General features: G+C 72.4%; 14 protein-coding genes. 2 read left to right on the forward strand and 12 right to left on the reverse strand.

From position 1 onward, the window contains the following. From GTW40_RS23600 to GTW40_RS23615, 5 genes are all read right to left on the reverse strand, one after another. The coding region (locus GTW40_RS23600) for an AAA family ATPase (RefSeq protein ID WP_202486325.1) at window positions 1–2,690 on the reverse strand (2,690 nt) is incomplete at its 3' end. Between the two features lie 104 nt (window positions 2,691–2,794). After that, on the reverse strand, window positions 2,795–3,073 hold the full coding sequence (locus GTW40_RS32775) for a hypothetical protein (protein WP_202486324.1): 279 nt from the start codon (window positions 3,071–3,073) through the stop codon (window positions 2,795–2,797). A gap of 210 nt (window positions 3,074–3,283) precedes the next feature. Then, the gene (locus GTW40_RS23605) at window positions 3,284–3,895 is read right to left on the reverse strand and encodes a hypothetical protein (protein WP_161182183.1); all 612 of its coding nucleotides are present in this window, start codon (window positions 3,893–3,895) and stop codon (window positions 3,284–3,286) included. A 35-nt stretch (window positions 3,896–3,930) separates the two neighbouring features. Then, window positions 3,931–4,506, reverse strand: coding sequence for a GNAT family protein (locus tag GTW40_RS23610; protein WP_161182184.1), 576 nt, complete (start codon window positions 4,504–4,506; stop codon window positions 3,931–3,933). A 130-nt stretch (window positions 4,507–4,636) separates the two neighbouring features. Next, on the reverse strand, window positions 4,637–5,101 hold the full coding sequence (locus GTW40_RS23615; RefSeq protein ID WP_161182185.1) for a hypothetical protein: 465 nt from the start codon (window positions 5,099–5,101) through the stop codon (window positions 4,637–4,639). A gap of 76 nt (window positions 5,102–5,177) precedes the next feature. Here GTW40_RS23615 and GTW40_RS23620 point away from each other — a divergent pair, with 76 nt between their 5' ends. Beyond that, window positions 5,178–5,975 (forward strand): methyltransferase domain-containing protein, encoded by a 798-nt coding sequence (locus tag GTW40_RS23620; RefSeq protein ID WP_343245770.1) that lies wholly within the window; start codon window positions 5,178–5,180, stop codon window positions 5,973–5,975. 97 nt (window positions 5,976–6,072) lie between these two features. On the opposite strand, the gene gatB is transcribed toward GTW40_RS23620, so the two are convergent. From gatB to GTW40_RS23650, 6 genes are all read right to left on the reverse strand, one after another. After that, window positions 6,073–7,587, reverse strand: a complete 1,515-nt coding sequence (gene gatB, locus GTW40_RS23625; RefSeq protein ID WP_161182187.1) for an Asp-tRNA(Asn)/Glu-tRNA(Gln) amidotransferase subunit GatB — start codon at window positions 7,585–7,587, stop codon at window positions 6,073–6,075. A 16-nt stretch (window positions 7,588–7,603) separates the two neighbouring features. After that, on the reverse strand, window positions 7,604–7,843 hold the full coding sequence (locus GTW40_RS23630; RefSeq protein WP_161182188.1) for a hypothetical protein: 240 nt from the start codon (window positions 7,841–7,843) through the stop codon (window positions 7,604–7,606). Beyond that, a complete protein-coding gene (gene gatA / locus GTW40_RS23635; RefSeq protein WP_161182189.1) occupies window positions 7,840–9,333 on the reverse strand; it encodes an Asp-tRNA(Asn)/Glu-tRNA(Gln) amidotransferase subunit GatA in 1,494 nt (497 codons plus the stop codon). Before gatA ends, GTW40_RS23630 begins: the two co-directional genes overlap by 4 nt. A gap of 6 nt (window positions 9,334–9,339) precedes the next feature. After that, window positions 9,340–9,636 (reverse strand): Asp-tRNA(Asn)/Glu-tRNA(Gln) amidotransferase subunit GatC, encoded by a 297-nt coding sequence (gatC, locus tag GTW40_RS23640; protein WP_018531282.1) that lies wholly within the window; start codon window positions 9,634–9,636, stop codon window positions 9,340–9,342. 115 nt (window positions 9,637–9,751) lie between these two features. Continuing rightward, window positions 9,752–10,246, reverse strand: a complete 495-nt coding sequence (locus GTW40_RS23645; protein ID WP_161182190.1) for a cupin domain-containing protein — start codon at window positions 10,244–10,246, stop codon at window positions 9,752–9,754. A gap of 17 nt (window positions 10,247–10,263) precedes the next feature. Further along, entirely contained in the window at window positions 10,264–10,635 is a 372-nt protein-coding gene (locus GTW40_RS23650) for a DUF4267 domain-containing protein (protein ID WP_161182191.1), read from the reverse strand. Between the two features lie 91 nt (window positions 10,636–10,726). Between GTW40_RS23650 and GTW40_RS23655 the strand changes: the two genes are divergently transcribed. Continuing rightward, entirely contained in the window at window positions 10,727–11,308 is a 582-nt protein-coding gene (locus GTW40_RS23655) for a TetR/AcrR family transcriptional regulator (RefSeq protein ID WP_161182192.1), read from the forward strand. A 64-nt stretch (window positions 11,309–11,372) separates the two neighbouring features. Here GTW40_RS23655 and GTW40_RS23660 read toward each other — a convergent pair. Then, the coding region (locus GTW40_RS23660) for a bifunctional diguanylate cyclase/phosphodiesterase (RefSeq protein WP_161182193.1) at window positions 11,373–13,078 on the reverse strand (1,706 nt) is incomplete at its 5' end.

Raw genomic sequence — 13,078 nt, forward strand, 5'->3', positions numbered from 1 at the left:
CCCGCCCGGTCCCGCTCGTCCTCGCCGCCCTCCGCGAGCAGCGCCTCGGCCAGTCGGTAGCGGACCCGGGCGAGATCGTACGGCCGGTCCAGGCATTCGAAGGCGCAGACCACCGGCGACCAGTCGGCGGCCGTCGCCCGGTCCTCGGCGCGGAGCAGCTCGGCGCGGGTCCACTCCTCGTACGCCCGCCAGAGCGGGATTCCGGTCGGCATGGTGCGCACAGTCTCGCCGAGCAGGGCGAGCTGTGCGGCCCGGCCGGGCTCGGCGCCGGGCAGGGTGCGGACGTCGGCCTCGGCAGCGGCGGCGGCCCGAAGCAGCGGCCAGGAGTCGCGGTGGGCCCCCGTGGGCATCCCGCGCTCCAGCGCCGTACGCAGTTCGGTCCGGGCGTCCTCGAACCGGCCCTGCACGGCGGCGATCCCGAGGGCGATCCGGGCGACGGGCAGCCACTGCTGGGGCATCGGGTCCTGTGTGCCGTAGTACTCCCGGGCGGCGGACAGGTGCCGGGCGGCGTCCGTGTCGTGGCCCCGGGCCAGCGCGAGGCGGGCGAGGCTCAGGGCGCCGCCGCCCTGCGGCCGGGCGCTGGTGCCGACGCGCAGGGCCTGCCCGGCGGCCTCGGTCGTCTCGTCCCAGCGGCCGAGCGCGTACAGCGTCTCAGCGAGGTTGCTCCACATCCATCCCTGCGGGTCACGCGGTCCGGAGCGGCGGGCGAAGTCGAGTCCTTCGCGCAGCAGGGGCTCGGCCTCCCGGTGCCGGCCGAGAGTGAGCAGCATGGAGGGAAGGTTGATGTAGGCGCGGCGGGCCACGTCGGTCACGCCCTCCGCGAGCGCGTCGGCGCTGACCTGGCGCAGCTCCGCGAGCCCGGCGTCGATGCCGCCCGCGTCGATCATGAGGCTGCCCAGGGTGAGCCGGGCGTGCAGCTCGATCTCGCGGGCGCCGACCATGCGCGCGTACTCCACGGCCCGCTCGGCGGCGGCGAAGGCGTCCGGGCCCGGCCGGTGCAGCATGGACCAGCCGGCGACGAGGGCCAGCACCTCGGCGTGCACCTCGGAGGGCGGCAGACCGCGCACCAGGTCCTGGGCGGTGGCCAGTTCGCGCCAGCCGTCGCCCCGGGCCAGCGCCTGGACCAGCCGCGAGCGCTGCACCCAGAACCAGGCGGCGCGCAGGGGGTCGGGTTCGTCCTCCAGGAGCCGCAGGGCGCGTTTGCAGATCTTCAGCGCGCGTTCGCGCTCGCCACCGAAGTTCCCCGCCGCCACGGCTTCCGCGAGCAGGTCGACATAGCGCAGCGGGGCGTCCGGGCCGGTCTGCTCCCCGGACGCGTGCGCGGGGGCCGGGTAGACGTCCATGCAGTCGATGGGGCGCAGGGCCGCGCGGGTCTCTGCCGGCGTGGTGTCCCACAGGACCGTCGCCCGCTCCAGGAGGCGCAGTTGCTCGGTGTAGGCGTGTCGGCGGCGGGCCACCACGGCGGCGTCGAGAACGGCGGGCAGCGCCCTGGCCGGGTCGTGGGCGTGGTACCAGTACCCCGCCAGGCGCAGCACGCGGGCGTCGGCCGGGACGAGCCCGGGATCGGCCTCCAGGGCTTCCGCGTAACGGCGGTTGAGCCGGGAGCGCTCGCCGGGCAGCAGGTCGTCGGCGACGGCCTCGCGGACCAGGGAGTGGCGGAAGCGGTACCCGTCGCCGTCCGGGTCGGGGATGAGGATGTGGGCGCCGACGGCGGCGCGCAGGGCCTCGATGAGGTCGTCCTCGGCGAGCCGGGCGACGGCGGCGATGAGCCGGTGCTCCACCGTCGAGCCGCCTTCGGCGATGATCCGGACGACACGCTGCGCGCTCTCGGGCAGCGCCTCGACGCGGACCAGGAGCAGATCGCGCAGGGAGTCGGTGAGTCCGGTGCCGCAGCCCTCGCAGCCGGCCACGGCCAGCTCCTCCACGAAGAAGGCGTTGCCGTCGGAGCGTTCGAAGATGGCGTCGACCTGGCGCGGGTCGGGTTCGGCGGCGAGGATGCCGGCGATCTGGCGGCCGACCTCCTCGCGGGTGAGGCGGGCGAGTTCGAGGCGGCGGACGGTGCGCAGCCGGTCCAGCTCGGCGAGCAGCGGACGCAGCGGGTGGCGGCGGTGGATGTCGTCGGAGCGGTAGGTGGCCAGCAGCAGGACGCGGCCGGTGCGCAGGGTGCGGAAGAGGTAGGCGAGGAGATGGCGGGTGGCGGTGTCCGCCCAGTGGAGGTCCTCCAGGATCAGCACCACGGTCCGCTCGGCGGCGGCCCGCTCCAGGAGCCGGGCGGTCAGCTCGAACAGCCGGGCCGTGCCCTGCTCGTCGGGCCGGTCCGCGACCGTGCTCTCGCCCAGCTCGGGCAGCAGCCGGGCCAGTTCGCCCTCCTGTGTGCTCGCCGCGTCGGCGAACGGCTCGGGCAGTGCCGCGCGCAGGGTGCGCAGCGCGCCGGAGAAGGGGGCGAACGGCAGCCCGTCGGCGCCGATCTCCACGCAGCCGCCCCGCGCGACGACCGCGCCCCGGGCCGCCGCGAGGGCGCCGAACTCCTCCGTGAGGCGGGTCTTGCCGACCCCCGCCTCACCGCCGAGCAGCAGCGCCTGCGGCTCTCCCCCGGCGGCGCGGGCGAGCGCGTCTCTCAAGGTGTCCAACTCGTCGGCACGGCCGACGAACACGGGACTGACGGACCTGGTTTCCACGTGCCCGAGCATCGCACGGGTCGGGGAGGTGACGGCGGGAGTTTTCCACAAGGCCGGTGTGATCGTCGTACCACCACCGGTCCTTGCCGCCGAGGCAGTGCTCACCTGCCCTTTCCTCACGCCGCGCGCGTGAACCGGCGCCGCTCCGGACCGCCCGAACGCCCGGGCCCGTCCGAACGCCCCGGACCGTCCGAACGTCCCGAACCGCCGGAGCGCCCCGGACCGCCGGTATGCGACTCGGCCTCCGTACCGTCCTGGCCGGCACCCCCGCCTCGCCTCTCGGCCCGCCGCGTCTCACGGGTCGTGCGCACCGCCTCGCGGACCAGCCGGTCCCGTTCGGCCGTGCGGCGCAGCTCGGCGGCACGCATCCGGTGGTAGTCGTCGTACGCGAACATGGCATGTCCTCCTGGGATTTCGGGTCCGGTCGCTCGCTTCTCGCGAGGACTCCACCTTCCGCTCCCAGGGGGTGGCCCGGCATCGGGCGACTTCCGCATCTTGGCGGGGCCGCACCTGCCCCGGGCACGCGTAAGGGGGCCTCAGAGACTCGCCGGAGGCCCTAAGGACACTCCGGGGACTCTCTGAGGCCCCCTGAGGAGGAGCCGGGGTCAGCTCGCCGAGGGCAGGCCGAGCAGGGCGTCGGAGTACTTCAGCACCGCGAGCAGCAGGCCGATGACGCCGAGCGAGACACCCGCCCAGGCGACCGACTTGATCCAGGGCGCCTGCGGCCGGCCGGGGGCGCCGAAGGCGGGGCGGATCAGGACGACCACGCCGGTGACCAGCGCGGCGACCGCGAACAGCCCGGCCCACAGGGCGGTGGCGTGCCAGGAGTCGCCGTAGACCGCCTTGATCTGCTGGGCGACGCTCGCGCTGGACGAGGTCTGCAGCTGGCCGATGAGCTGCGCGCGGGCCGAGGCCAGCGTGCCGATCCAGCCGCCGTTGAGCGAGACCAGGCCGAGCGCGGCGGAGACCACGGCGGCGGCGCCCTGACCGACCCCGGTCTTCTCCCGGGGCGCGGCGGAGTCGTCCTCGTCGAAGGACTCATCGAAGGACTCGTCGGCGTCCTCGCCCAAGGTCTCCTCGTGGTCCTCGGCCGACGGCTCCACCAGGCCGGTGCCGGACTCCGCCTCGGGGGCCTCCTTCCCGGGGGCCTCGGCCACCGGTGCCTCCTCCGGTGCCCGCTCGTCGTCGGTCTTGGTGACGTCTGTCTTCGTAGCCATGCCCGGCACCGTACGGACGGAGTCTGAGAGTCGTCTTAACGATCGCTGTGCGCTGCGCTCGCGCGTGCCGCACGCCACTCCGGGGCGAGCACCGCCCAGATCTCGGTGTCCTGGCGCACCCCCCGGTGCGGGAAGTTCTCGCGGAGGACGCCCTCGCGGCTCATGCCCAGACGCCGGGCCACATTGACGCTGGGCTGGTTCGCGGGCGCGACCTGCCACTCGACGCGGTGCATCCCCCGCTCGTCGAACGCCCAGTCCAGCAGGACCCGCATCCCGCGCGTGACGAGCCCGCGCCCGGCCGCCTCCGGCACGAGCCAGCAACCGGCCTCGCAGGTGCCCGTCTCCGTGTCCCAGATCCGGAAGAGCAGGCCGCCGACGAGCTTGCCGTCCAGCCATATGCCGTGCAGGCTGCCGCTGTCGGTGGCGCGCTTGTCGGCGTACCGCTTCAGATAGGCACGCGCGCCGTCCAGGTCCGGCACCGCGTCCGGCAGACCGACATACCGCCCGATGAAGTCCCGCGCGCCGTCGATGGCGGCGAACATGGCCTCCGCGTGCCAGACCTCCATGGGCCGCAGTTCGGCGCCGTCGTCCCCGAGGGATGTCGCGTACATCGTGCTCCGCTTCCTTCCGCAGTCCCCGGCGGTTGTTCCGGCCCGGGCCGGAACGAGCTTTTCACACCCCCGGGTCGCGTCCCCCGCGTTCACACCCGTCGAACCGGTCGCCTCAGCCGAATCAGCCGAATCAGTCGAACTGGTCGCCCAGCGCCATGATCATCGTCCCGGCCACCAGGAGCCACAGCGCGCGGCGGGTACGGCCCCGGGAGCCGAGGAACCCCGCGAGGGCGCACACGGCGGCACCGAGGGCGTAGGCGGCGGGCACCAGCGCGGGTTCGGCGCCGGTCAGCCGGAAGAGCGCGGCCCCGACCCCGGCGGCGCAGAGCACGGCACCGGTGAGGACGGAGGCCCAGCGGGCGCGGCGGGCTTCGTCGTACTCGTCATCGTCGTCGCCCGGGGCGTCGTCCGGATCGTCATCCGGGTGGTCGTCGGCGCCGTCGGTATCGTCGGCGCCCCCATCAGTGTCTTCGTCGGCGTCCCCCGTCAGGCCCTCGGCACCCGCCGTCTCCTCGTCGCTGTCCCCCGTGCTCTCCGCGAGGTCGTCCCGTTCGGCGGTGACGGGTGCGGTGCCGGAATCGGTACGTCCACTCATGCGGCGCGAGCGTAGCGCCTCGCCTGGATCAATCCTGGTGCGGGGCTGCCCGCAAGGGTGCTATCCCTGGTCGTTCGTGACCGGAAATCCGCAGAGCTCCGACGAACTCACCCGCCGTCTCACCCTCCCCCGCTACCCCCGCTCCGCCCGCTACGACGCCCGCTGGGCCATCGAGAACCAGATGGGTCCGCACGCCCTGTGGTTGCTGGAGTGGCTGGCGCCCGCGCTCGGTCTGGACCGGCTGCCGCCCGGTGCCCGCGTGCTCGACCTCGGCTGCGGGCGCGCGATGACCTCCGTGTTCCTCGCCCGCGAGTACGGCGTCCAGGTCGTCGCCGCCGATCTGTGGGTACGGCCGGAGGAGAACGCCGTACGGATCGCCGAGGCGGGCCTGGCGGACCAGGTGCTGCCCATGCGTGCCGAGGCGCATGAACTGCCCTTCGGGGACGGCTCGTTCGACGCGATCGTGTCCGTCGACGCGTACCAGTACTTCGGCACCGACGACCTCTGTCTCCCGCAGCTGACCCGGCTGTTGAAGCCCGGCGGCCGGATCGGCGTCGTCGTGCCGTCCCTGCGGGAGGAGTTGGAAGGCACCGAGCCGCCCGCGTCGCTCGCCGCCCACTGGGAGCCCGCCTACTGGTGCTTCCACTCCCCCGCCTGGTGGCGCCGGAACTGGACGCGCACCGGTGCCGTGACCGTGGAGGCGGCCGACTGGCTGGAGGACGGTGCGCGCGAGTGGCTGCTGTGGAGCGAGGTGTGCGCCGAGAAGAGCCCGAGCGAGTTCATGCGGGGCCTCGCGCGCGACTGCGTGAACCTGCTGAACGCCGACGAGGACGAGCTGCTGGGCTTCGCCCGGATCGTGGGCGTACGCGCGTAGGAGCCCTCGCGGGCCCGCGTTCACAAGTGTCCGTACACAAGGGTGTGGCCCCGCAGGACGCGTTGTCCTGCGGGGCCACGACCGGTGTGTGCGGGACTCAGCCCTCGCTCACGCCCAGCTGCTCCAGGATCAGCTCCTTGACGCGGGCGGCGTCGGCCTGGCCACGGGTGGCCTTCATGACCGCGCCGACCAGGGCGCCGGCCGCCGCCACCTTGCCACCGCGGATCTTGTCCGCGATGCCCGGGTTACCGGCGATGGCCTCCTCGACGGCGGTGGTCAGCGCACCCTCGTCGGAGACGACCTTCAGGCCGCGCTTCTCCACGACCTCGTCCGGCGTGCCCTCGCCCGCGAGGACGCCCTCGATGACCTGACGCGCCAGCTTGTCGTTCAGATCACCGGAGTTGACCAGCGCGGTCACCCGCGCGACCTGCTCCGGGGTGATCGCCAGCTCGTCCAGGGACGTGCCCGACTCGTTGGCGCTACGCGCCAGTTCGCCCATCCACCACTTGCGCGCGGAGGCCGCGTCGGCACCGGCGTCGATGGTGGCGACGATCAGGTCCAGCGCACCGGCGTTGGTGATCGACTGCATGTCGGTGGCCGAGATGCCCCACTCCGCCAGCAGGCGGGTACGGCGGGCCAGCGGCAGTTCGGGCTGCGCGGCGCGGATCTTCTCGACCCACTCGCGCGAGGGCGCCACCGGGACGAGGTCGGGCTCCGGGAAGTACCGGTAGTCCTCGGCCTCCTCCTTCACGCGGCCCGAGGTCGTGGACCCCGTGTCCTCGTGGAAGTGGCGGGTCTCCTGGATGATCGTGCCGCCGGAGGAGAGCACGGCCGCGTGGCGCATGATCTCGAACCGGGCCGCACGCTCGACCGAGCGCAGCGAGTTGACGTTCTTCGTCTCGGAGCGCGTGCCGAACTTGTCGCGGCCGTGCGGGCGCAGCGACAGGTTCACGTCGCAGCGCATCTGGCCCATCTCCATCCGCGCCTCGGAGACGCCGAGGGCCCGGATGACCTCACGCAGCTCGCGGACGTAGGCGCGCGCGACCTCGGGGGCCCGCTCGCCCGCGCCCTCGATGGGCTTGGTGACGATCTCGATGAGCGGGATGCCCGCGCGGTTGTAGTCGAGCAGGGAGTGGGACGCGCCGTGGATACGGCCGGTGGCGCCGCCGACGTGCGTCGACTTGCCGGTGTCCTCCTCCATGTGGGCGCGCTCGATCTCCACGCGGAAGGTCTCGCCGTCCTCCAGCTGCACGTCGAGGTAGCCGTCGAAGGCGATCGGCTCGTCGTACTGGGAGGTCTGGAAGTTCTTCGGCATGTCCGGATAGAAGTAGTTCTTCCGGGCGAAGCGGCACCACTCGGCGATCGAGCAGTTCAGCGCGAGGCCGATCTTGATCGCGGACTCGACGCCGGTCGCGTTGACGACCGGGAGTGCGCCGGGCATGCCGAGGCACACGGGGCACGTCTGCGAGTTGGGCTCGGCGCCCAGCTCGGTCGAACACCCGCAGAACATCTTGGTGTTGGTGCCGAGTTCGACATGGACCTCAAGGCCCATGACGGGGTCGTACGACGCCAGAGCGTCCTCGTACGACACCAGGTCGGTCGTGGTGGTCACGGTGAAAACTTCCCTCTCAGCCCAGCAGGACGTCGTCGTCGCCCAGCCGCTTCAGCTCGCGGTAGAGGATGGCGAGTCCGGTGACGATGGCGACGGCGGACGCGGCGGCGTCGATCAGGCGCAGCGTGTCGTGCTCGGCACGGGCCTTCTTGATCTGCTTGGCGACACCGACCGCGCTGAACGCGGTCCCGGCCATGGACAGGTACGTGCCGGACCTCGACTTCTTGAAGCCCTTGGCCTTGTTCAGTGCACTCACAGCGACGGTGCCTCCTCGATGAGCGGGTGCCCCCACTTTTCCACGAAGGCGGCCTCGACGGCGGCGCCGACCTTGTACAGCCTGTCGTCCTTCATCGCCGGGGCGATGATCTGCAGGCCCACCGGGAGGTTGTCCTCCGGGGCGAGACCGCAGGGCAGCGACATGGCCGCGTTGCCCGCGAGGTTCGTCGGGATGGTGCACAGGTCCGCGAGGTACATCGCCATCGGGTCGTCGGCGCGCTCGCCGATCGCGAAGGCGGTGGTCGGGGTCGTCGGGGAGACGATCACGTCGACCTGCTCGAACGCCTTCTCGAAGTCCCGCGTGATGAGGGTGCGGACCTTCTGCGCGGAGCCGTAGTAGGCGTCGTAGTAGCCGCTGGAGAGGGCGTACGTGCCGAGCATGATGCGGCGCTTGACCTCGTCGCCGAAGCCCGCCTCACGGGTGAGGGAGGTGACCTCCTCGGCCGAGTGGGTGCCGTCGTCGCCGACCCGGCGGCCGTAGCGCAGGCCGTCGAAGCGGGCGAGGTTGGAGGAGCACTCGGACGGCGCGATCAGGTAGTACGCCGACAGGGCGAGGTCGAAGGACGGGCAGTCCAGCTCGACGATCTCGGCGCCCAGTTCCTTGAGCAGCTCGACGGACTCGTCGAAGCGCTGGAGGACACCGGCCTGGTAGCCCTCGCCGCGGAACTGCTTGACGACGCCGACCCGCATCCCCGCGACCGAGCCGTTGCGCGCGGCCTCGACGACCGGCGGGACCGGGGCGTCGATGGAGGTGGAGTCCAGCGGGTCGTGACCGGCGATGACCTCGTGCAGCAGGGCCGCGTCCAGGACCGTACGGGCGCAGGGGCCGCCCTGGTCGAGGGAGGAGGAGAAGGCCACCATGCCGTAGCGGGAGACCGAGCCGTACGTCGGCTTGACGCCGACCGTGCCGGTGACGGCGGCCGGCTGGCGGATGGAGCCGCCGGTGTCGGTGCCGATGGCGAGCGGGGCCTCGAAGGAGGCGAGCGCGGCGGAGGAACCGCCGCCGGAGCCGCCGGGGATCTTGGTGAGGTCCCAGGGGTTGCCGGTCGGGCCGTAGGCGCTGTTCTCGGTGGAGGACCCCATGGCGAACTCGTCCATGTTGGTCTTGCCGAGGATGACGACGTCGGCGTCCTTGAGGCGCTTGGTGAGCGTCGCGTCGTACGGCGGGATCCAGCCCTCGAGGATCTTGGAACCGACCGTGGTCGGGATGCCCTCGGTGGTGAAGATGTCCTTGAGCGCGAGCGGGACGCCGGCCAGCGGGCCGAGCTTCTCGCCGCGGGCGCGCTTCTCGTCCACGGCACGGGCCTGGGCGAGCGCACCCTCGCGGTCGACGTGCAGGAAGGCGTGCACCTTCTCGTCGACGGCGCCGATGCGGGCGAGGTGGGCCTCGGTGACCTCGACGGCCGTCAGCTCGCCGGAGGCGATCTTCTCGGCGATCTCGGCGGCCGTGAGCTTGATGATGTCGGTCATGACTTGTTAGTCCTCCCCCAGGATCTGCGGCACCTTGAAACGCTGCTGCTCCTGGGCGGGGGCGCCGGAGAGCGCCTGCTCGGGGGTGAGCGAGGGACGGACCTCGTCCGCGCGCATGACGTTCGTCAGCGGGAGCGGGTGCGAGGTCGGCGGTACGTCTTGGTCGGCGACCTCGCTGACGCGGGCGACCGCGCCGATGATGTCGTCCAGCTGTCCCGCGAAGTGGTCGAGCTCTTCGGGCTTCAGCTCCAGACGCGCCAGCCGGGCGAGGTGGGCGACCTCCTCGCGCGTGATGCCAGGCATTCAGCGTTCCTCTGGGGTGAGTGTGTGTGCTTTGGGCCAATCCTATGGGGCGGGCCCGGGTACCCGTGAAACGGTTTCCCGGGGCCGCGCCCCACGGCTCCACGCCCAACCCCGCTCAGCGGCGCCGGTCCTCCCACGCCTCGCTCCGCAGGAAGTGGTTGTCGTACCGCTCCTGCACCTCCAGCAGGCTCTCCGGGGTCAGCTCGCCGAGCCGGATGCGCTGGAGGTGGCGGAAGTACTCGAAGCGCTCGACTCCGGGGGTGATGACGATCAGGAGGTCCGCCCGGGAGCCGGGGACGGCGGCGAAGGCGTGGGGGCGGTCCGGCGGGACGACGACCAGGTCGCCGCGCTCGGCGGTCACGACGTCGTCGCCGGAGAGGACCTCGGCGGCGCCGTCGAGCAGGTAGAACATCTCGGCGGAGTGGTGGTGGACGTGCGGGTGGGCGCCGTCGGCCCCCTCCGCGAGGGTGACGCGCACGGTGGACAGCGCGCCCCCGCTCGCGCTGCTGTCGGCCAGCAACCTGACCCCGACGGGGTCTCCGCCGATCACCTCGGCGTCGGCGTCCCGGACGAGCACGGTCTCGTCGAACTTCGGCACGAACAACGACATGACTTCCCCCTGTGGGATCAGACGGCGAAGAGCAGGGCGGCGCTGATCAGGACAACGACGGCGGTGGCGAAGTGGATCCCGAAGGCGACGGCCCTCGTCCCCCCGTTGCGCAGGACGATCAGCGTGTCGCCGAGCGGGATGAGGGCGACGCAGAGCATGAACCACGCTTCGGCCCGCGCCCCGACGAGGAAGAGCAGCGCGAGCCCGACCAGACCGAAGGTGCCGTCCCTCAGGCCCTTGATCGAGAGATAGGCACCGGCGTCGCCCTCGGGCCGGGCGGGGACGCCGTAGCCGGCCGCGGCCGAGGCGGGCTGGAACAGGAACCGGTAGCCGAGGAACACACAGAACAGGTCGAGCACGACGGCCAGGGTGTACGCGGTGACGAGCATGTCTTCTCCCCCTGATTTCTAGCAGCGCTAGCAGTAATAGCGAAGCTAACAGAGCAGAGGCAGAAATGCTAGCGCTGCTAGAATCCGAACCATGTCGATCCAGACGCGCCGTGAGCGCGAACGAGCGGAACGCGAGCGGCTGATCGTCACCGCCGCACGGGAGCTGGCCGAGACCGAGGGCTGGGACGCGGTCACCACCCGCCGCCTGGCCGCCGAGATCGAGTACAGCCAGCCGGTCCTCTACAGCCACTTCAAGGGCAAGGACGCGATCATGGCCGCGGTGGCGGTGGAGGGCTGCGCGGAACTGGCGACGGAACTGCGAGCCGCCCGCACCGGGGCGACGGACTCGCGGGAAGCGCTGGCGGCCGTGGGCAAGGCGTACACCGCCTTCGCCCACCGCAGGCCCGCCCTCTACGACGTGATGTTCACCCACCACGTGGACCTGCCGTTCGCCACACCGGAGGCCCCGGCCCCCCTGAAGGAGGCGTTCGGCGAGATTCTCCAGGCGGTGGAGCCGATCACGGCCGAGGGCGAGGACCCGGCCCTCCTGACGGAGACCTACTGGGCGGCCCTGCACGGGTTGGTGACACTGATGCGAAGCGGCCGCTTGCCGGAAGAAGCCCATGAGACAAGGCTGGCTCTACTGATCAACCACTTCACGACAGCTCCCTAAGGGGCGCGGGGAACTGCGCGACCAGCCACGACGTGCCGGCACCCGCCAACGGCGAGAACGCCCCCTACTCCCCGGCCGGAAGCGCCGCAGGCGACCGCCACCCCCGAGACCCCCGAGCCCGCAGCCAAGCGGTCGTTTCCTCCGGAGGCATAGCCGCAGCGACAAGCCACCCCTGCACCGCGTCACACCCCAGATCCCGCAACCGCTCCCACGTCTCGTCGTCCTCCACGCCCTCGGCGACGACCACGAGCCCCAGCGAGTGCGCCAGATCCACCGTGCACCGCACGATCTCCGCGTCCTCGGTGTCCACGGCGAGCCGCGCCACGAAGGACCGGTCGATCTTCAACTCGCTGACGGGCAACCGCCGCAGATGGACGAGCGACGAATACCCCGTACCGAAGTCGTCGAGCGACATCTTCACCCCGTGCCCCGTGAGCGCGGCGAGCGTGTCCGCGGCCCGGGTCGGATCCTCGAGGAGCACATGCTCGGTGATCTCCAGCTGAAGCGCCCCCGCCGGGACCCCGTGCCGGGCGAGCCGGGCGGCGACCGAACCGGCGAAGCCGGGCGAGTGGACGTCGCGCGGGGAGACGTTGACGGCCACCGGCACCCGCAGCCCCTGTTCGCGCCAGCGGGCGACCTGGGCGAGGGCGGTCTCCAGGACGTACTCGGTCAGCAGCGGCATCAGCCCGGAGGTCTCGGCGATGGCGATGAACTCGTCCGGCGGAACCTTTCCGCGCTCCGGGTGCACCCAGCGCACCAGGGCCTCCAGACCGGCGACCTGTCCGTCGAAGCGGACCTTGGGCTGGTAGTGCAGCTGCACCTCGTGGGCGTCCAGGGCGCGGCGCAGATCGCCGAGGAGGGCGAGCCGGTCGGGGGTGTTGGAGTCCCGCTTGGACTCGTACGCCTCGACGCCGGAGCGGTCCCGCTTCGCCTGGTACATCGCCACGTCGGCGCGGCGCAGCATCCCCTCGGCGTCCAGGGCGTGGTCGGGGAAGAGGGCGACGCCCGCGCTGGCCTCCAGGACGAGGGTGAGCCCGTCGAGGTCGAGCGGGGAGCTGAGCGTGGTGACCAGGCCGCGGGCGATGCGGGTGGCCGAGGTGGTGGAGTCGGCGACGGGCAGCAGGACGGCGAACTCGTCACCGCCGAGCCGCGCGGCCTCCGCTCCGCGCGGCAGGGCGTGCCGCAGCCGGTCCGCGATCTGCAGCAGTAAGCGGTCCCCGGCGAGATGACCGAGGGTGTCGTTGACCGACCGGAACCGGTCGAGGTCGATCAGCAGGAGCGCGGAACGCGCCCCGATGCGTTCGGCGTCGTCCAGCGCGGTCCAGATCCGCTCCAGCAGCCACTGCCGGTTGGGCAGTCCGGTCAGCGGGTCGCGCAACTGCTCCTCGGCGCGCGCCCGGGCCATCCACAGCGCGGAGTCGAGCGCGATCAGCGGGACGGCGAACAACGGCAGCAGCACCGGCTGCGCGTCCGCGACCACGCACACCAGCGGGGCGATGCCGAGCAGCGCCACCGCGACCAGTCCCTGTCTGACCAGGGCGCTGCGGGCGACGGTCGGCAGCCCGCGCCCGCGCGGGGCGCGCAGGTACCACAGCAGCCCCCGGCCGACGACGAGGTACGCGGCGGCCGCGAGGACGGTCTCGGGGACGGTGCCGAGCCCCCAGCCGCCCATCCCCCAGGGCCGTTCGACGGTGGGCACCCGGCCGAACGCGCCGAGCACCAGGGCGCCCGCGCCGATGCCGAGGATGTCCACCGCGCCGTGCAGCAGCC

Source organism: Streptomyces sp. SID4985 (genome assembly GCF_009863025.1).
Taxonomy (GTDB): Bacteria; Actinomycetota; Actinomycetes; order Streptomycetales; family Streptomycetaceae; genus Streptomyces.

What these genes read in the sequence shown, in the direction of transcription:
- GTW40_RS23645 (WP_161182190.1), bottom strand. Translation starts at nt 10,246, where the DNA reads ATGTCGTTGTTCGTGCCGAAGTTCGACGAGACCGTGCTCGTCCGGGAC.
- GTW40_RS32775 (WP_202486324.1), bottom strand. Translation starts at nt 3,073, where the DNA reads ATGTTCGCGTACGACGACTACCACCGGATGCGTGCCGCCGAGCTGCGC.
- gatC (WP_018531282.1), bottom strand. Translation starts at nt 9,636, where the DNA reads ATGCCTGGCATCACGCGCGAGGAGGTCGCCCACCTCGCCCGGCTGGCG.
- GTW40_RS23610 (WP_161182184.1), bottom strand. Translation starts at nt 4,506, where the DNA reads ATGTACGCGACATCCCTCGGGGACGACGGCGCCGAACTGCGGCCCATG.
- GTW40_RS23650 (WP_161182191.1), bottom strand. Translation starts at nt 10,635, where the DNA reads ATGCTCGTCACCGCGTACACCCTGGCCGTCGTGCTCGACCTGTTCTGT.
- GTW40_RS23655 (WP_161182192.1), top strand. Translation starts at nt 10,727, where the DNA reads ATGTCGATCCAGACGCGCCGTGAGCGCGAACGAGCGGAACGCGAGCGG.
- GTW40_RS23615 (WP_161182185.1), bottom strand. Translation starts at nt 5,101, where the DNA reads ATGAGTGGACGTACCGATTCCGGCACCGCACCCGTCACCGCCGAACGG.
- gatA (WP_161182189.1), bottom strand. Translation starts at nt 9,333, where the DNA reads ATGACCGACATCATCAAGCTCACGGCCGCCGAGATCGCCGAGAAGATC.
- GTW40_RS23605 (WP_161182183.1), bottom strand. Translation starts at nt 3,895, where the DNA reads ATGGCTACGAAGACAGACGTCACCAAGACCGACGACGAGCGGGCACCG.